This is a genomic window from Citrobacter enshiensis, assembly GCF_029338175.1.
Classification (GTDB): Bacteria; Pseudomonadota; Gammaproteobacteria; order Enterobacterales; family Enterobacteriaceae; genus Citrobacter_D; species Citrobacter_D enshiensis.
This window is the reverse complement of record NZ_CP119862.1, coordinates 1,156,607-1,173,305: the sequence shown is the minus strand read 5'-3', so window position 1 is coordinate 1,173,305 and position 16,699 is coordinate 1,156,607. Positions and strand designations below refer to the sequence as shown.

At 54.6% G+C, this 16,699-nt stretch carries 25 protein-coding genes; 2 read left to right on the top strand and 23 right to left on the bottom strand.

Going from position 1 to position 16,699, the window contains the following annotated elements; genetic code table 11:
* Positions 1 to 6: 6 nt before the first annotated feature.
* The 19 genes from P2W74_RS05715 to P2W74_RS05625 all read right to left on the bottom strand — a co-directional run bounded on the left by P2W74_RS05715 (position 7) and on the right by P2W74_RS05625 (position 11,304).
* Entirely contained in the window at positions 7 to 1,179 is a 1,173-nt protein-coding gene (locus P2W74_RS05715) for a phage tail sheath protein (protein ID WP_276294258.1), read from the bottom strand.
* A 139-nt stretch (positions 1,180 to 1,318) separates the two neighbouring features.
* A complete protein-coding gene (locus P2W74_RS05710; RefSeq protein WP_276294257.1) occupies positions 1,319 to 1,918 on the bottom strand; it encodes a tail fiber assembly protein in 600 nt (199 codons plus the stop codon).
* Positions 1,918 to 2,988 carry a phage tail protein gene (locus P2W74_RS05705; RefSeq protein ID WP_276294256.1) on the bottom strand — a complete coding sequence of 357 codons (1,071 nt, stop codon included), beginning with the start codon at positions 2,986 to 2,988 and terminating at the stop codon, positions 1,918 to 1,920. The genes P2W74_RS05710 and P2W74_RS05705 overlap by 1 nt, the downstream gene beginning before the upstream one ends.
* A complete protein-coding gene (locus P2W74_RS05700; RefSeq protein WP_276294255.1) occupies positions 2,985 to 3,590 on the bottom strand; it encodes a phage tail protein I in 606 nt (201 codons plus the stop codon). Before P2W74_RS05700 ends, P2W74_RS05705 begins: the two co-directional genes overlap by 4 nt.
* Positions 3,583 to 4,491, bottom strand: a complete 909-nt coding sequence (locus P2W74_RS05695) for a baseplate assembly protein (RefSeq protein ID WP_276294254.1) — start codon at positions 4,489 to 4,491, stop codon at positions 3,583 to 3,585. Before P2W74_RS05695 ends, P2W74_RS05700 begins: the two co-directional genes overlap by 8 nt.
* Positions 4,478 to 4,837, bottom strand: coding sequence for a GPW/gp25 family protein (locus P2W74_RS05690; RefSeq protein WP_276294253.1), 360 nt, complete (start codon positions 4,835 to 4,837; stop codon positions 4,478 to 4,480). The genes P2W74_RS05695 and P2W74_RS05690 overlap by 14 nt, the downstream gene beginning before the upstream one ends.
* Positions 4,834 to 5,412 carry a phage baseplate assembly protein V gene (locus P2W74_RS05685; protein WP_276294252.1) on the bottom strand — a complete coding sequence of 193 codons (579 nt, stop codon included), beginning with the start codon at positions 5,410 to 5,412 and terminating at the stop codon, positions 4,834 to 4,836. Before P2W74_RS05685 ends, P2W74_RS05690 begins: the two co-directional genes overlap by 4 nt.
* Positions 5,413 to 5,480: 68 nt before the next feature.
* A complete protein-coding gene (locus P2W74_RS05680) occupies positions 5,481 to 5,927 on the bottom strand; it encodes a phage virion morphogenesis protein (RefSeq protein ID WP_276294251.1) in 447 nt (148 codons plus the stop codon).
* The gene (locus P2W74_RS05675; protein ID WP_276294250.1) at positions 5,920 to 6,351 is read right to left on the bottom strand and encodes a phage tail protein; all 432 of its coding nucleotides are present in this window, start codon (positions 6,349 to 6,351) and stop codon (positions 5,920 to 5,922) included. The genes P2W74_RS05680 and P2W74_RS05675 overlap by 8 nt, the downstream gene beginning before the upstream one ends.
* Complete coding sequence (gene lysC / locus P2W74_RS05670; protein ID WP_276295131.1) at positions 6,314 to 6,562, bottom strand: Rz1-like lysis system protein LysC; 249 nt, start codon at positions 6,560 to 6,562, stop codon at positions 6,314 to 6,316. The genes P2W74_RS05675 and lysC overlap by 38 nt, the downstream gene beginning before the upstream one ends.
* Positions 6,447 to 6,875 carry an Rz-like lysis system protein LysB gene (lysB, locus tag P2W74_RS05665; RefSeq protein ID WP_276294249.1) on the bottom strand — a complete coding sequence of 143 codons (429 nt, stop codon included), beginning with the start codon at positions 6,873 to 6,875 and terminating at the stop codon, positions 6,447 to 6,449. Before lysB ends, lysC begins: the two co-directional genes overlap by 116 nt.
* Positions 6,872 to 7,246: a DNZ54_00345 family protein gene (locus P2W74_RS05660; RefSeq protein ID WP_276294248.1), complete on the bottom strand. Its 375-nt coding sequence runs from the start codon at positions 7,244 to 7,246 to the stop codon at positions 6,872 to 6,874. The genes lysB and P2W74_RS05660 overlap by 4 nt, the downstream gene beginning before the upstream one ends.
* A 1-nt stretch (position 7,247) precedes the next feature.
* Entirely contained in the window at positions 7,248 to 7,760 is a 513-nt protein-coding gene (locus P2W74_RS05655; protein ID WP_276294247.1) for a lysozyme, read from the bottom strand.
* Positions 7,741 to 7,956 carry an HP1 family phage holin gene (locus P2W74_RS05650; RefSeq protein WP_276294246.1) on the bottom strand — a complete coding sequence of 72 codons (216 nt, stop codon included), beginning with the start codon at positions 7,954 to 7,956 and terminating at the stop codon, positions 7,741 to 7,743. The genes P2W74_RS05655 and P2W74_RS05650 overlap by 20 nt, the downstream gene beginning before the upstream one ends.
* Positions 7,957 to 7,959: 3 nt before the next feature.
* Positions 7,960 to 8,163, bottom strand: a complete 204-nt coding sequence (locus P2W74_RS05645; protein ID WP_276294245.1) for a tail protein X — start codon at positions 8,161 to 8,163, stop codon at positions 7,960 to 7,962.
* The gene (locus P2W74_RS05640) at positions 8,163 to 8,627 is read right to left on the bottom strand and encodes a head completion/stabilization protein (RefSeq protein WP_276294244.1); all 465 of its coding nucleotides are present in this window, start codon (positions 8,625 to 8,627) and stop codon (positions 8,163 to 8,165) included. The genes P2W74_RS05645 and P2W74_RS05640 overlap by 1 nt, the downstream gene beginning before the upstream one ends.
* A gap of 93 nt (positions 8,628 to 8,720) precedes the next feature.
* Positions 8,721 to 9,371 carry a phage terminase small subunit gene (locus P2W74_RS05635; protein ID WP_276294243.1) on the bottom strand — a complete coding sequence of 217 codons (651 nt, stop codon included), beginning with the start codon at positions 9,369 to 9,371 and terminating at the stop codon, positions 8,721 to 8,723.
* 3 nt (positions 9,372 to 9,374) lie between these two features.
* Positions 9,375 to 10,454 carry a phage major capsid protein, P2 family gene (locus tag P2W74_RS05630; RefSeq protein WP_276294242.1) on the bottom strand — a complete coding sequence of 360 codons (1,080 nt, stop codon included), beginning with the start codon at positions 10,452 to 10,454 and terminating at the stop codon, positions 9,375 to 9,377.
* Between the two features lie 16 nt (positions 10,455 to 10,470).
* Positions 10,471 to 11,304 (bottom strand): GPO family capsid scaffolding protein, encoded by an 834-nt coding sequence (locus P2W74_RS05625; RefSeq protein WP_276294241.1) that lies wholly within the window; start codon positions 11,302 to 11,304, stop codon positions 10,471 to 10,473.
* A gap of 142 nt (positions 11,305 to 11,446) precedes the next feature.
* Here P2W74_RS05625 and P2W74_RS05620 point away from each other — a divergent pair, with 142 nt between their 5' ends.
* Both P2W74_RS05620 and P2W74_RS05615 read left to right on the top strand, forming a co-directional pair.
* Positions 11,447 to 13,213 (top strand): terminase ATPase subunit family protein, encoded by a 1,767-nt coding sequence (locus tag P2W74_RS05620; RefSeq protein WP_276294240.1) that lies wholly within the window; start codon positions 11,447 to 11,449, stop codon positions 13,211 to 13,213.
* Entirely contained in the window at positions 13,213 to 14,247 is a 1,035-nt protein-coding gene (locus P2W74_RS05615) for a phage portal protein (protein ID WP_276294239.1), read from the top strand. Before P2W74_RS05620 ends, P2W74_RS05615 begins: the two co-directional genes overlap by 1 nt.
* Positions 14,248 to 14,250: 3 nt before the next feature.
* On the opposite strand, the gene P2W74_RS05610 is transcribed toward P2W74_RS05615, so the two are convergent.
* The 4 genes from P2W74_RS05610 to P2W74_RS05595 form a co-directional block, all read right to left on the bottom strand.
* On the bottom strand, positions 14,251 to 14,955 hold the full coding sequence (locus tag P2W74_RS05610; protein ID WP_276294238.1) for a DUF4145 domain-containing protein: 705 nt from the start codon (positions 14,953 to 14,955) through the stop codon (positions 14,251 to 14,253).
* A gap of 329 nt (positions 14,956 to 15,284) precedes the next feature.
* Complete coding sequence (locus tag P2W74_RS05605; RefSeq protein ID WP_276294237.1) at positions 15,285 to 16,004, bottom strand: HNH endonuclease; 720 nt, start codon at positions 16,002 to 16,004, stop codon at positions 15,285 to 15,287.
* A 126-nt stretch (positions 16,005 to 16,130) separates the two neighbouring features.
* A complete protein-coding gene (locus P2W74_RS05600) occupies positions 16,131 to 16,364 on the bottom strand; it encodes a DinI family protein (protein WP_097514307.1) in 234 nt (77 codons plus the stop codon).
* Positions 16,365 to 16,376: 12 nt separating this feature from the next.
* Positions 16,377 to 16,565, bottom strand: a complete 189-nt coding sequence (locus P2W74_RS05595; RefSeq protein WP_097514310.1) for a hypothetical protein — start codon at positions 16,563 to 16,565, stop codon at positions 16,377 to 16,379.
* Between the last annotated feature and the right edge of the window lie 134 nt (positions 16,566 to 16,699).

Genomic DNA, 16,699 nt, shown 5'->3' with positions numbered 1-16,699 from the left:
GTCCCCTTACGCGGCTACCTTGCTGGAAAAGTCCATCAGGTACTGATCGGTGATGCGCTGGCGCAACATCAGGTTTTCAAGTGGCGGCACCGGTGTGTAGTCGTAGTCGATGGTGAGTTTCCCGGCTTTCAGGGAGTCTTTATCGTTCACAGACTCATCCAGCCAGCAGTCAGCCCCGATGAGATACCCCTGATTCACCAGGCTACGCAGTTTGGCGCGGATACCTTCAATAATGTCGCGGGCCAGTGACGGGTTAAGCGGCTTATCCACCGCCCACATGTGCGCCTCAGCAATGGTGTCAGCCAGCACCTGCGCCGTGCGGGTGTAGTTTTCAAATGCAAACAGCGGATCGTCGCTGAGGCAGCGGGAACCCCAGAAGCGGAACCCGTCCTTGCGGATAAGCGTGGTCACGTCATTCTGGTTCAGCAGCCCTGCATCGGTTGCCGGGTCCTGCAGATCCCAGAACACATCAGCGGAAATGCCGGTGACGCCGTTCACGCCCACGTTGGACAGGGTTTTGTGCCAGCCAGTCTGCTCGTCGATTTTGGCACGCAGGCCAAGCGCACGCGCAGAGGCGTAGGCCGCCGTGTCAGCATTCAGCACGGTGTCAAAGTTGATGAAATCAGGCCAGATCAGCATCCCCTCGCGCTGGCTGAAATTGTCGCGGTAGGCGATGGCCTCTTCCACTGTCTTGCAGCCGTGGGCGGACAGGTAGGCAAATCCGCGCAGACTCTGCGCCACGCTCAATAGTTCCGTGGCAACCGCCTGCGTGTCATGTCCCGGCACGCCGAGAATACGCGGCTTAACATTGAGCTTCGCCTGTGCTGACAGCAGCGCTTTCATGCCCGTTTTTTTACCGTCAGCGGTTACGCCGCCAATAATGTTGGAGGTGGTTTCCGCTTCGGTGTCACCCTGCGCCACGCGCACAACAACGGTCACAGGTTTTGCCTGGTCGGCAATCGCATCCAGCGAACGGGCCAGCGTGCCAGACTCGCCCGCTTTACCGCTGGCAGCCAGCACATCGGTCAGCAGGACTGGCGTATTGAGGGGAAACATGGACGCATCAGCATCATCGCCGGTGCAGACCATGCCCACGATGGCAGTGCTCACCGTGGTAATGGATCGGGTGCCTTCGTTGATTTCAACAACGCGCACCCCGTGGTGGTAATCCTGAGCCATAAGGCAGTCTCTCCGGTTTACAGGGGGTGTGCCTATGTTCTGGTTGATATGCGCGCGGCGCACGCGGTGGGCGTTGTGCAGGAAATGACACAATGGAAGGGGTGAAAAAATCCCCGCAGACGCGGGGACAGGAAAGAGATTAATCTTCCGGAGGTTCAGGCCAGCTGATATCAGGCGCCTGCGATGTATCCACGCGCGTCAGTAACACACGGTATTTTCGCCAGGCATCATAGCGACTCTTTTCTTCGTCAGTTGCCATATCCAGTTCGACAGCATCCTGCAGAGGGACAATTTTCACGCTGGCGTTTTTGATGAGCGCCGCTTTTGTTGCATTCGCACCGGCAATCTCTGCTGCTGTTTTTTCGGTTTTATCTGTAACCCACGCAGAGCCATTCCACCTGTCATACGGCGTTGACGGTACAACGGTGGTCACGTTGCCAGGATAATCACCTAATGACGTAATCTCGACAGGCTGGCTGGTTTGTTTATCGTAAACCGTCTCCCCCCGATGGTCGGTAACATATTCCCATCCGTCCAGGCTGACCGTACGGCAGATGGCAAAACCGTCTTTTTCGTCGACCGGCGCATCAGTGCATGAGCTGGCCGGAATCCCCACCCCGACCGCGAGAAACTCCACTGCTGATGACAGATATTCACGCGTTTCACTGTCGTAGTTATAGACCGTAATATCACCCGCCTTTGTGGCAATCCCGTTTTTGTTCAGCGTCGCTTTCGCCATTACGCAGCCCTCACAATGTAGTTAAATGAAATGTTGCGCGGGCGGATATACCAGCGGGTGCGCGGACCTGTTGAACCATGGGTTGGCAAATTATTAACACCCTTGTTTTCACCAAAATTAAAAGCATTCTCGCCATTGCCCAGCATAATTGTTGTGGACTCAGGGTTATTCTCGATGTTTGGCTGTATCCACGTCCCAGCCTGTGAAGTGAGTATTGAACGACCACTATCAACACCGCGCCCGTCATCCCAGCCGCGCAAAAACTCACCCCGTAAATCAGGTAAAACCCCAGTTGGATAAATAGCACCTAATTTGGGGAACATAATTATATCGAACGGCGCACCGTTATATTTCAACCAGCCCTGTGGAGGATTCGGAAGGGGCCACGGAACAGGTACACCAACAGGTAACGATGAACCCTCCCCCAAACCAAGATATTGGAGAACACCTGAAGCATCTGTTTTACCCAGCATCTGACGAATAAAATCACTCAGGTCAGCCAGGGCGGCGGCCTTTTCTGCTGTGAAATATGGCAGCTTTCCTTTAGCCGGTTTCAGCTCCGCCAGTGCGGTCAGGGTATCGCTTTTCTGCTGCCGGGTTTCAATGAGGTTATCGACATAATCACGCGTTGCCAGCACCACTGATGGGTCGATTTTCAGGGTAATGTTATCGGTGCTACTGGTAATCAGCACCATGCGCACGGTCTGCGTGCGCCCGCTCCCCTCTGCCAGTTGCGGCTTGTAGCTCTCCGGGCAGTTGCCCACGGCAATCAGCGCGCCGGTGTCATCAAACAGACCGACCTCGCGAATCCACCAACCGCCCTCGTTTTCGGGGATCACCTGCTCGGCAATAATCTGGCTGCTGTTCTGCGGATCGATATACAGCATATTGAGGGCGGCACGGCGCTTTTCGGCAACCAGCTTTATCTGTTGTGCGCTGGGCGTGGGCAGCGCACCGCCACCGTCCCCCACCGCCATCTGGGTAATTTTCAGCGGTACACCGAGCGCGGCGGCGCTTGCCAGTTTCGCCGCACCGATCTCCGTCAGCAGGGTATAAAATTTTGCGCTCATGGATTCACTCTCATAGTGTCAATAACATGGACCGCCCCGCCCTCGTAAGCGGTGCCGCCGGAAATAATGGTGTCGTTGATATACGGATAAATAGTGATTTCTTCGCCGGTATAAGTGGCTGCGCCCACAAAATAGAGCCCGCTGGTCTGCAGGTTGATGGACATGCCGATCAGGTGGCGGCTGCACGGTTTGGCATCACTGATCAGGCGCTCCAGCTCCAGATATGTTTCTTCTGTTATGCCCTGGTCCTGCACGCCGATATCCAGGCGAAACGTCCCCGGAGCCTCCCCGGTCTGCCACCACTCAATGATGCGGATCAGGAAACCGAACGGCTCCACCACGCGCCGCACGGCGCTAGCAGTTCCCTTGTGCTGATGGATATAGAAAGCATCCTGCACCACGCGGCGCTTGACGTTTTCTGTCCAGCTTTCATCCCAGCGGTCAACGGAAAACGCCCACGCCAGATACGGCAGGAAGCCGACCGGACACGTTGCCGGGTTCCATAAATCGCGCAATGGCACCTGTAGATCGGAAATCCCGCTGCAGGTCTGCGCCAGTCGGCGCTCAAGCGGCGACGAACCCGGCGGCAGCAGACTATTCATCCGTGCCCCCGTTGGTGACGCTCCACTGTGTACAGGACGCCGCCTGCGTCTTATCCAGCACCACATCATCCAGCGGGGATGCCAGTTCAACACGCTGGACTCCTTCAACATGCAACGCTGCATAAATGGCGCTGCGGCGGATATCACGTCCCAACCGCGTCTGACTGGCGATGTACTTCTGCAGGCTGGCTTTTGCTGCCGCCATCACCGGCTCTGCCTCTGGTCCCGGATAAAGGAAGATCGTCGCATCCACGCTGTACGGGATGATTTCAGCACTGCGCACCGTCAAGCGGTCTGCCACCGGGCGCACCTTTTCATCGTTAAGCGCCTGCTCAACCACTGCCAGCAGGTCTGCCTCTGCCGTACCGTCACCCTCGCGGCTCAGCACGGTAAGCACCACTTCAGCCGGTGCCGGACTGGTTGCGCTGGCATCTGCCACGCGCCCGTCGGCACTTCTGGCGTGGAACTCATAGGCTCCCGTCGGCCCTGCAACGGACAGCCCCTCAAATGCTGCAGGAATGCGCTGGCGCAATGCTTCATCACTTTCCATCACTGCGGCGACCGGCGGCACCGCGTCATTATCGGCAGGGACTACCGTCAGGCGCTTCACGTTACAGTTGCCAGCCAGTTGCTCAAGGTCATTTCCCATGGAATAGGCCACCATGACCGCCTGCGCAGCCTCATTAATACGCTGGCGCAGCAGGATTTCGCGGTAAGTATTTTCCTGCAGTAGCTTGACGATGGGTTCAGACTCCAGCGCCAGCGTGCGCATAACGGCCTCCTGTTCATTTTTCGGATAGAGGGCCACAAAGGCGGCCTTGCGTTCCGCCAGCAATGCCTCAAAGTCCGGCACGTCCACAATCTGCGGCGGCGGTAGCCGGGAAAGGTCAATGACTGCCATTGTCAGCTCCTGTTGATACGGAAAGGGAAACCGGCGCGCCGTTATTGCTGTGCCCTGTAAGCTCAACCACCATAGAGCCATCAAAATTGCCGTTGATGTTTATGGAGTCCAGCGTAAGCCGCGGCTCCCAGCGACTCAGTGCCACATAGACCGCAGACATTACCTGCAGGCGCAGCGCCGGGTTCTGTGGCTGGTCAATCAGAGCAGACAACAGGGAACCATATTCCCGTCGGGCAAGGCGGCTACCCTGCGGCGTCAGCAGAATATCCCGCACCGACTGGCGCAGATGATCTGTATCCGCAATGGCCTGCCCGTCATTACGGCTCATGCCGATATACAACGTCATACAGGACCTCCCGTGTTGGCACCGCCTTTCAGAACGCCAGTATGCTCATGGTCATCAACCACGATTCCGTTGGAACTCATCGCGCCGCCGCCCTGGGTGACGCCACCATTGATCACCACCTCGCTGTTAATGCGCGTGGTGTCAGCCTCCACCACAAACTCACCGGTTTTGAGGGTGATATTGTCCGCCGCCTCGATCACCATGGATTTGATACCCCGGACGTACCATCGCCCGGAGGCGGGTTCATACTCAAACCAGCCCCCATCCGGGTACTCCGTCACGCAGCCGTCCACAGAATCCGACGGCGGCGGAAACTGACTGGAGTAGATGGCGGGAAGCACAAAAGCGGTTTCCAGATTGCCGCCCATACTCAGCACCACCACCTGCTCATCTGGCGACGGGCACCACCATGTACGGGCACCGCCCGCGCGCAGCGTCAGCCAGTTAATCCAGTTGGTTTCAAGCTCGCCTACTTTCACCCGGCACAGCCATTTCTTCCGGTCCACTTCGGTCACGATGCCGGTGCGGATCAGATTGGTGATAAGGCGCATGATTTCGGTTAGTTGTGCATTCATAACGAAAGGTTGCCATCAGTGGGAAAAGGGAGGCAGTTTTGGTACTTGTACCAGCGGTGACACAAAGATCACCCCGCCAGCCATCTCAATAGAGTGTCACGGGTAACGGTTTCCACCTCATCATTCACGCCCAACAGGCGGCGCTCTGCATAGCGAACCTCCGGGCCTTTACGGCTGACGCGATCACGCAGGCCGTAGTGGTGAACACGGGCAATGCGCTGCACCTTGCCCTCAAACTGCACGCTGGCAGAGTCCGCACTGGCTACTGTTTTCAGGTATTTTGTAGTACGCAGTTTTGCAAACATCTGGCGTTTGATGCGCCCCTTCTTACTGCGGGCTGTTACCCGGCGCGGCTCAAAGCCGCTGCCGTCAGGATTGCGCTGCAGCCTGATGTTCTGCTGTTGAGTCCGGCGCAGCTGCTGCGCCAGTTGCCGCATCATGCGGCTGCGCACTGCAGGCTCCAGATTTGCCAGCAGCGCCGTCAGCCAGTCATCCACCCTCTGCAGTTCATCCACACTTCACCGTCCACATTTCCTCGAATCCATCCGGCTCCGGCACCGCTTCAACGCTCGACACGTTACCGTCAGTGCTGACCAGTACACGCTCCGTCAGTTGCAGATTCAGGCTGATATCACATACATCGTTGCGCAGAATATCCACTTCAAAGGTAAACAGTTTTTCGCGTAGTTCCGGGTTGTTGATGGCGTCCGGCTGGTTGTCTCTGAGCCACAACAACACGGGAGCCATCAGCAGATTCTGGTCGCCGCTGAAATCCTCGATCACCACGTTCAGGGTGTAGCGGTATTCCCATGACATGGAGCTGGCACCGGTTGCCACCAGTGAGCCGTTATCAACGAAAAGGTGCAGCTTATCCGGGTTATTACGCACATAGGGAACCGCTTTACTCAGGGCGCTGCGCAGGGACTGCGGTTTGTTCACTGTTTCGCTCCTGACACGCAATGATCGTGTCTACTTTGTCAGCACAGGCCGCCCAGGCGGCCTCTGTTTCATCCAGCGCCGCATTCAGATCGCCGTTACTGCGCGGCGCTGACCTTTCCAGGCGGCACTGCGTCACTCTGGGACAGCCATTCACGGTAAGCTGCGCCTCCGGCGAGGGCCGGACGTTCGCGCAGCCTGATAATGTCAGCAGGCAAAGGAGTGTCAGCCCAGCGGCGTAAATCCTCGTTTTCACGTTTCAGTTTCTCGATCCGGTGCTGGCGATTTCGCAGCAGTGCAGTAGTCTTTTCCGCTGCCGCATAAAGCCGCATCTGCTCCCGGCTGTTGGTTTCCGTCAGAATGGACAGGCTGATCAACTGGCTGTTCTTCTTCGTCAGCTCCTGCGCTTTCGTTTCCAGATCACGTCCCTGTATCTCGATGGTGTGACTGGCATTGTTAAGCCGCCACGACTGCCAGCCCAGCACCGCAAGAGCCAGCGCCAGCCCTAACGCCAGTGCGCGATTCATTCCCGCAGTGCCTTTAATTCATCTTTGATGACTAAGCCGATGGCAACGGTAAATACATAAACCAGCCCCGTCAGCTTCCACCCGGCAAGCAGCATCACAAAAGCAACAACCAGGCGCTGATACCAGGTAAACGGGACTACATCCATCATCCTCAGCGCCCTGCCCTGCAGGTATCGAACCCGTAGCCGATCATTACCTGTCAGAGTGCAGGAATAAAGTCCGGTAAAGCAGACCAGTGAAAACGCGATAAACTCAAACCACATGATCAGCGCCAGCGGGAAAAGCGCATGAGAGGCAGGAAAAATCACATCAACCATCAAAAGAAGCGCCAGAACCGAAAGCGGCAGCCAGTAACTTTTTAACCATTTCATTTCAAGATGCTCCTTTTAAGCACCAGTCCATTTCCCGCGCGCGGCGGTTCTCGAGACCTTTATTTTTCACACCGTTAACGTAAATCCAGCGCGGTAGCTGGTTGCATGCCTGCCACCACTGCTGGCGATTGATATATGACACCATGGTTGACCTGCAGATAGCGCCGGTCCCCACATTGAAACCAATACTCACCAGCGCATCGTAGACATGTTGCGGTGGCTTAACCATCAGGCAGGCATCCAGCCTTTTTTCAGTCAGCAGCACATTGTTTATTAACCCCTGCGCCGCCTGCCGTTCCGTGATGGTTTTCCCCGGCACCACCCCGGATGTATTGCCGATCCCGTCAGTCCAGACACCTGCGCTGCACTGATACGGCTGCAGGCGGCATCCCTCGTAATCGGCAATCAGTTTCAGCCCCTCAACGGAGGTTTTGAGCGACTGAAAACCGGGCAGCGTGGCGGCGATAGCCAGCACTGCCCCGACAAGGCAGCGCTTAACGATTGAAGGATTCATATTCCCCCCGTGAAATTTTGCCATCGCGCAGCAATCTGAAAGACTGGTGTTTGTAGTACCAGTTGATAGCCAGCATCAGCACACCAATCAGCACGCCGCCAACCGTTGATGCATCCTTGAGCGACAGATCGCCCAGCCATGCCAGCAGCACGGCGATGCAGTAAGTGATAAAGGTGCTGATTCGTTCAAGTGTCATAATTCAGTCCCATAGCTGGACGGTCTGCGTAGTGGTTGGCACCGTAATATCCGGTAGTTCCACCTGCAGCCCGTGCGGTAAAAATGGGCCGTACTCTGCCAGCCCCGGATTTGCTTTCAGAACCTGCTCAGTGACACCCTGCGTGCGCCTGTAATAACGCCAGCAAAGCGCGTCCACCGTGTCATACTGATGCGCACGCACTTTCATCAGATAAGTTCTACCGTACAGTGCGGTGCATCCTGCACCCGGCTGATGGCCCAGCGGGCATCACGCCACAGATCACCGCTGGCCTCCGCCAGTTCCTCCCCTCGCTTCACACCTGACGCGGTGGCGTCATAGTCCTGATAACGTTCATTGAGCACGGCACGCGTCCAGCAAAAAACGGCGTTGTGGTAGTGCTGGATACGTTCGCTTTTACCGTCCAGCATGTCCGACGGAACCTCAGCCAGTGCCCGGTAGCCCAGCATCTGCTGGCGGTTGCGGAAGTCGTACAGCTCAGCGTTAACCTCAGAAATTGCCGTCAGCACAACCTGCTTTAAACGCGGCTGCGTCACCGTGCCGTCAGTACGCATCACAGTGCGAAATTCTGACAGGTCCACATCAGGCCAGAACGGCGTATTTTTGATGACCTCCGCCTGCTCCGGTGCCTGTTCTGGCGCAACAAACTTCATGCGGTTTTCTCCTGAATAAGTGGGCGGTGGACGGGATTTTGATGTGGCTGTGCCTTTCGCAATCCCGTGCCGCCCGTGCGCGGGGCACGTTCGTTAGCGGCTGTCATTGCGCAGTCTGCGCTCCAGCTGCTGCTTTTCTTTTTTCACGCCGCAGCGGGGATCGAGCTGCAGCGCATGGGTAAGGTGATTCAGGGCCGATGCCGGGTTGCTTTCACTCAGCACCGCGCCGATGGCTTTATGCAGGCGCGCCCGCGACTGGTCCGGCATATCCAGATCGGCTGTCAGGTCCAGCGTCTGCAGTAGCAAACCCGCATCAAAATCAGCAGCCGCAAGCAGGGCGCTCTGTGCCGCATCTGCCATTTCTTCTGCCAGCACGGTCTGCACGTTACGGTTGCCCAGCGGCATCACCCAGCCATGGCGCAGCGCATGACGCCCAATTTCCAGCGCACCGGCATAATCACCGGCGTCAATACGCCACAGCATCACATACATCAGCACGTCATCCTGCTGTGTACCTCCGGCAGCCAGCACGCCCTCTGCCCAGGCGGCATATTTCGGCAGCAGCTCCACCTTGATTTCGGCCTTTTTCACCGTGGACTGGATGCCTTTAAGTCGGCGGCGATCTTCTGCCAGTTGCAGCAGCATCAGGTCATAGCCCGAGGCATGGCGAACACAGCCGCCCTCACGGGCGGCCTGTTCGGCCTGAATGCGCAGGCGGTGCTGCCGTGCGGGACTCAGGCTCATGCGTTACTCTCCGGTTCCTGTTTCTGCGGCAGCAGCAGGCGCTGTAGGAGCGCTGAAATCACCGATTTCGATGTTTTCAACCAGCGCCGCGCAGCGATAGTCCTCGACCACATACGCCTCGTTGACGGATTCAAAGTTTTCAATCCGATCACGTTTCGGGTTGTCGATAACAGAACGTCGGCGGGTGTCTTCCTGCCAGTAGATAGACAGGTTATCCAGACGGGTGATCAGCAGGGCATTTGCCGGGAAGTAAGGCGCGCGCACGGCCTGCAGGCCGCCCATACGTTTCTGGCTGATGATCAGATCGGCGGCGATTTTCTCGCTGTTGTCCTGCTCTTTATTGACCAGCGGGAAATACTTGTCAGACAGCAGTTCACGTCCGCAGACGACAACCAGATCGTCATCATCCTGATAAACCGCGTCGATCAGCTCGTTGACGGCATCCATCACCACGGCGTCCAGGTTGGCATAGTCGCCCCCCTTACCCACCTTGACCGCGCCTGCAGTCGTTGCGCCGTCTTTTGTGGTGCTGCCCATGACATGATCCGGCGCGTCTTCGCGGATTTTCTGCAGCCAGCCTTTATTGACGTCCTGCAGCAGCGGGTTTTCAGCACGATTGGAGGTTTTGGCGCGCTTCACGCCGTTAAAGCCAATCATGATGCGGTCCAGTGCCTGCCGCTTGACGATTGCGTTGCGGATACGCACCTGGAAATCCTGGAATTTCGCCCACAGGTCCAGTTTTGCGTAGGTCAGCACCGTGTCAAAGTTGGTCTGTTCGCATTTATATTCCGCGTCCTCCATCAGCATCGGATCGGTAGGTTCGCGCTCTTTGGTGGTGGTGTCGGTGGTTCCGGCAATGGTGCTACCCACGCCCAGCCCCAGCAACTGACCGGACTGCTCAGTGACCGGCGTGATATTAATCAGCGTCAGAAAAGCGGCTGACTGCTGGATCTGGTCTTCCAGCGTCTGCTGTACGGACGGCTCCACAGTGAACTTGCTGGAGAGTTCTTCAATCTCCACACCGTTCAGGCGCGCCAACTGCTGAAGGTAGGCGTTAAAGGCAAAGCGGGTTTTCTTTTTCATCGGGTTTTATGCTCCATCAGCAATTGGTCAGGGTGCCTGCCGGTGCGTCACCGCCCGGCGCGCGCTGGCGATAGTCTTTGCGGATGTCTTCGCTGCTAAGCTTCTGCTCAAGCTCGGCAAAGGCGGCCTGCTGCTCCTGCAGGGAAGACTCCAGCTCAGAAAGGCGCTTGTCCTGTTCGGACAGGGATTTATCAGTGCGCTCGCTCAGGTTCTGCTGCTCAGTAGCGACCAGTTCCACGGCTTTATGCACATCAGAGAAGCGCGCATCGTCGGTCTGCTCTTTTTTGGTGAACAGCGCAGTGACGCGGGCAAAAAGGGACGGTTTTTCGCCCTGGACTTCTTCCAGTTCGATCAGCGTTTCAACAGCTTCCGAAAACAGGTTTTCAGGATTCTGCTTACGGTTTGCCAGCGGGTTATGCGCGGCGCTGGCGCTGAATGCCAGCATTTCGGTGCCAAGGCTCGCCGGATCATCCGTCGCCCCCAGCCCCACAAGGTAGGCTTTGCCGGTGTCGGCAAACTTCGTGCTGACTTCCATGGAGGTGAAAAGCTTCTGGCCCTTTTTCACCAGTGCCACCAGGGCATCAGTGGGTTCGATATCGGCATAAAGTGCCATCTTGCCCGCCAGCGGCCCATCCTTGATTTCTTCTGCAACCAGCCCCGTCACCCTGCCATAGCGGTTAAAAGTGCTGTCCGGCAGATAAGACTTGATGTGCTCAAGGTTAATCAGCGCGGTATAGACCGTCGGGTTGTAGCTGGCAGCCATCTGTACCAGCCATTCACGCTGGATCTCACGCCCGTCAGTGGTGGCACCTTCCACCCCGATACGGAAACGCTTTGCTTTCACTGTCATGAGCCGTGCTCCGTTAGAAATAACTTACTGGAGCCTTATGTTTGCGGTGATGAGGGGAGTGAGACAACGCGCTGTATTTGTACGGTAAACCACACAAACCGCAGCCGGGGAAAGCCGCCATCCAAGGCCGTATGTTTGGGCCATGAACACGACACTGACCCCCGCAGACCTCGATCCCCGTCGGCAGGCCATGCTGCTGTACTTTCAGGGATACCGCGTAGCCCGCATTGCTGAAATGCTGGGCGAAAAAGTTGCAACCGTTCACAGCTGGAAAAAACGCGACAAGTGGGGCGACTATGGGCCGCTGGATCAGATGCAGCTCACCACCGCCGCACGTTACTGCCAGCTCATCATGAAGGAGCAGAAAGAAGGGAAAGACTTTAAGGAAATTGACCTGCTGGCGCGCCAGTCAGAGCGCCACGCCCGGATCGGCAAATTTAACGATGGCGGGAACGAAGCTGATTTAAACCCGAAAGTAGCCAACCGTAACAAAGGCCCGCGCAAGCAGCCGGAAAAGAACGTTTTCACCGACGAACAGATCGAAAAGCTGGAAGAAATCTTCTGCAATGGCATGTTTGAATATCAGCGCCACTGGTGGCAGGCAGGCGTAAAACACCGCATTCGCAACCTGCTTAAATCACGCCAGATTGGGGCAACATACTTTTTTGCCCGCGAAGCGCTGATTGATGCCATCACCACCGGGCGCAACCAAATTTTCCTTTCTGCCAGTAAGGCACAGGCGCACGTCTTTAAGCAGTACATCATCGACTTTGCAAAAGAGGTGGATGTTGAGCTGAAAGGCGACCCAATGACGCTCAGCAACGGCGCGTGCCTGTACTTCCTCGGCACCAACGCCCGCACGGCGCAGAGCTACCACGGCAATCTGTACCTGGATGAATATTTCTGGATACCGAAATTCCAGGAGCTTCGCAAAGTGGCCTCCGGGATGGCCATTCACAAGAAATGGCGCCAGACCTACTTTTCCACGCCGTCCAGTCTGACCCACAGCGCCTACCCGTTCTGGTCCGGTGCGCTGTTCAACCGGGGCCGTGCCAAAGCGGACAAGGTGGATATTGACCTGACCCACGCCAGTCTGGCCCCCGGTCTGCTTTGCCCGGATGGGCAGTATCGGCAGATCGTCACCGTGGAAGACGCGGTGCGTGGCGGGTGTAACCTGTTCGATATTGACCAGTTGCGCATGGAATACAGCCCGGACGAATACCAGAACCTGCTGATGTGCGAATTTATCGACGATCTCGCGTCGGTCTTTCCGCTCAGTGAGCTGCAGGCGTGCATGGTGGACAGTTGGGAAGTGTGGTCAGATTTTCAGGCCCTGGCCCTGCGCCCGTTTGGCTGGCGTGAAGTCTGGATCGGTTATGACCCGGCAAAGGGTACGCAGAACGGTGACAGCGCCGGGTGCGTGGTCATGGCTCCGCCAACCGTGCCGGGTGGCAAGTTCCGTATTCTGGAGCGCCACCAGTGGCGAGGGATGGATTTCCGCGCCCAGGCCGACGCCATCAAACAACTCACGCAGCAGTACAACGTGACTTATATCGGCATTGACTCAACGGGCGTAGGCCATGGTGTTTATGAGAACGTGAAAGCGTTCTTCCCTGCCGTGCGCGAGTTCGTCTACAACCCGAACGTGAAAAACGCCCTGGTGCTCAAGGCATACGACATTATCAGCCACCGCCGTCTGGAGTTCGACGCCGGACACACCGACATCGCGCAGTCCTTTATGGCAATCCGCCGGGCTACTACCGCCAGCGGAAACCGCCCAACCTATGAAGCCAGCCGCAGCGAAGAAGCCAGCCACGCCGATTTGGCCTGGGCAACGATGCACGCACTGTTTAACGAACCGCTGCAGGGCGAATCCGCCAATACCAGCAATATTGTGGAGATTTTTTAATGGGCAAGAGGAATAAAAACCGTGCTGCAGCCGCGCATAACGTTCAGCACAGCGGCGCGACAACAGCAGAAGCATTCAGCTTCGGCGATCCGATCCCGGTTCTGGACCGTCGCGAACTGCTGGATTACGTGGAGTGCGTACAGATGGACCGCTGGTATGAACCACCGGTCAGTTTTGACGGGCTGGCGCGCACCTACCGTGCGGCCGTGCATCACAGCTCACCCATTGCCGTTAAGCGCAATATTCTGACCAGCACCTTTATCCCGCACCCGCTGCTGAGCCAGCAGGCATTCAGCCGGTTTGTGCAGGACTATCTGGTGTTCGGGAACGCCTATCTGGAGAAGCGCACCAACCGCCTCGGCGGTATTCTGTCGCTGGAACCATCGCTGGCGAAATATACCCGCCGTGGTCTGGCTCTCGATACCTACTGGTTTGTGCAGTACGGTATGACCACGCAGCCCTACGAGTTCACCAAAGGCAGCATTTTTCACCTGATGGAGCCGGATTTAAACCAGGAGATTTACGGCCTACCGGAATACCTGTCCGCCATCCCTTCCGCCCTGCTGAACGAATCAGCTACGCTGTTCCGCCGCAAGTATTACATCAACGGCAGTCACGCAGGCTTCATCATGTACATGACCGACGCCGCGCAGAACCAAGAGGACGTGAACAACATCCGCCAGGCGATGAAAAGCGCCAAAGGGCCGGGCAACTTCCGCAACCTGTTTATGTACTCGCCCAACGGCAAAAAGGACGGCATCCAGATAATACCGCTGTCAGAGGTGGCTGCAAAAGATGAGTTTCTGAATATCAAGAACGTGAGCCGGGATGACATGATGGCAGCGCACCGCGTTCCACCGCAGATGATGGGGATCATGCCGAGTAATGTTGGGGGTTTTGGGGATGTGGAGAAGGCCAGCCGCGTCTTTGTCCGCAACGAATTGATGCCACTGCAGAAGCGGCTGCAGGAACTAAACGGCTGGCTGGGCGAAGAAATAATAACCTTTAGCCCCTACAGTCTTGATGCTGAATAAAAATCAGCTCCCTTTATTTCTTCTTTCCTCACGTCTTGCTCTGGCTTCAACAAGGCGCTGAGGCTCAGTGTAGAGCCTCTCAAGGAAAAGGTAGGTAAAGTCCTCCAAATCTTCTGCAGCTGCTTTATCCAAGATCCCCTCATGGGCGCCATCGTTACCATCATCTTTGACACATTCAGCCAACTCTCTCAATGCTTCAGGCAAAATATGGTTATCAAACAACCACTCCATTCTTAGCCCCAAGCTTCTCTTTATTTTCTGCGCTGGCCCTTGTTCACCGTCAGGGACAAGCCCTTTTGTCGCATAATCGAGGCAAAGCCTGAACATGGTTGCAGCTGCATTAAAGCAGCCAATAGCCAAACATTTTGCTCCTTCCTCGTATGCACTGTTTATATGTTCGGGTAAGAATTCTGGTGGTTCCTCTACAGCTAAATCAGCTGGGGAAATGGGCCTGCCCACAGCGGCAACAGCCTTTAAACCAAAAATCCCATTTTTCCAATCGTAACCATCTAAAGTTATATTTTTTTCTAAGGGTCTGCAAAGAAACATAGTCGTTTTTCGACACTCGCGACAAACACAGTACACTTCGTACTCGTACGTTTTATCACCGCTCAAACTTGTATAAAATTTAATGCAGTTCAACCCATTAACATCAAAAGCAATTTTTTGTGATCTGCATCTTGGGCAGTTATCAACTAACATCACCATGCCAATCCATCTCCTATCGGAAAAATGTGCATAACCATTGAGAACCAACGGCTAGAAAACTTGCCCCATTTGATACCACAAATCCATTAACTCAACCACGAGCGCGCGCTCGTATCCCCGCCACGCCTGCCCGCTTTATGTAGCGGTTTTCATGCAGGTGCATGACATAAGCAAAAGCCCACCAGAACTGGCGGGCCTCAGCAAAAACGATCATCAAACGATCATGCGAATTCATGCGGCATAGGTATGCATCAGCTCAAATATAAGCACATTGCTGGAGTTAAATGCTAAATCAGCAAATGGGAAAGAGTTTTATTTAATAAGATAAATTAATCAAAGCAGAATCCAATGTCACAGTTAGAAGCTTCACAGTTTTGAAAAACATGCGGACCAACCCTTAACCTGTGCTCATCCCCGACAATTCTTGTACCTTTAACCAACATATCGAGCTTTTGCACAATTAATTTTTCAGGCGCTTCAACCTTTAGAATTAAACGAGGGCCTTTCTTTTTCTCTATAATTATAATTCTTGGTCCAACAACTTGAATATCCCAATGCCGTGCACTGCACACCCACTCATTTTTAATCAATTCAAGATTAACGATTCCCTTACTATCATAAAATTTACCAGAAATTAGAAAGACATTGCTTTCTTTTTCTATAGTCAACAAAGCCTCATTTTTGAACATGATGGGAATCGTACAATCTTCAAAAACAGCGCCACCGAAAATTATCACTGGATGTCGGTCCGAAAAATCCAATATATCGACAACTTTTCCATTCTTTAATGCAGCAGGAGATTGCATTGCGTTAGTAACTTTTTCTTTTGAGTAAATACGCTTAGTTACTTTTGCATGGCATGTAGGGCAAAGCAGGGCAATTGCATCTGGCGAATGTTCCTTTGCATCTGCATAAGTTGGAAATACGTGTTCATATTCAACAATAGGAGATGCACAGATTACACAACCAAAACCACAACGCTGCCTGACTTCTAACTTAACAGCCTCTGGAATAGTTCTTGATAGCCCAAATTTATTAATTGACGTCATAAATTAGCCTTATAATAAACGGAAGTTGATAATTCTATACTAAGAAATGTATCAACTAACGCCTCGCTATGCTCGTTGTTCAACCTTGCCGACGGTAGAATCAAGTACTACCGCCAGCAACGTTCCTCAATGCAACCAGCTGTCATCTTCCCAGACCTGTTGCATAATTTCCATCACTCGCTTTTTATCTTCATCAAGTTTTAATCCGCTCAGCTCAATGCCATTGGCGCTGCCTTTGCGGATTCGAATTGCCGTTTTGGGATACAGAGGGCACAAATTACGGTAAAGCTCGGATTCAAGGGCATCCAGTGTTGCCAGGCTAATCTTCTGCTCTTTATCGATCATTATTTCAATGCGCATACTGATTCCCCTTTAACTGATTGCATCCATGGACCGGCTGTATTCATGGCTGCGGATTTTCGCCATGAGTTCGTCAGTCAACTCTGATACCCACTGGATAGCCAGCCGCTTTTCTTCGTCACTGCACTCACTAGCCGCTACAAGCTTAATAAAAAAATCAATGCGCTGGAGCTTCAACGACTCCAAAAGATAGTCCTGCATCTTCCCTCCTATCACGACCACGGATACACAATACCTGTATTTATATCCACTGTTTATATATACAGTATACTCCTGATATTCAAATGTAAAATATTTTTTATCCGTCAATGAGAACACTCTGACGCAGGTCGTTA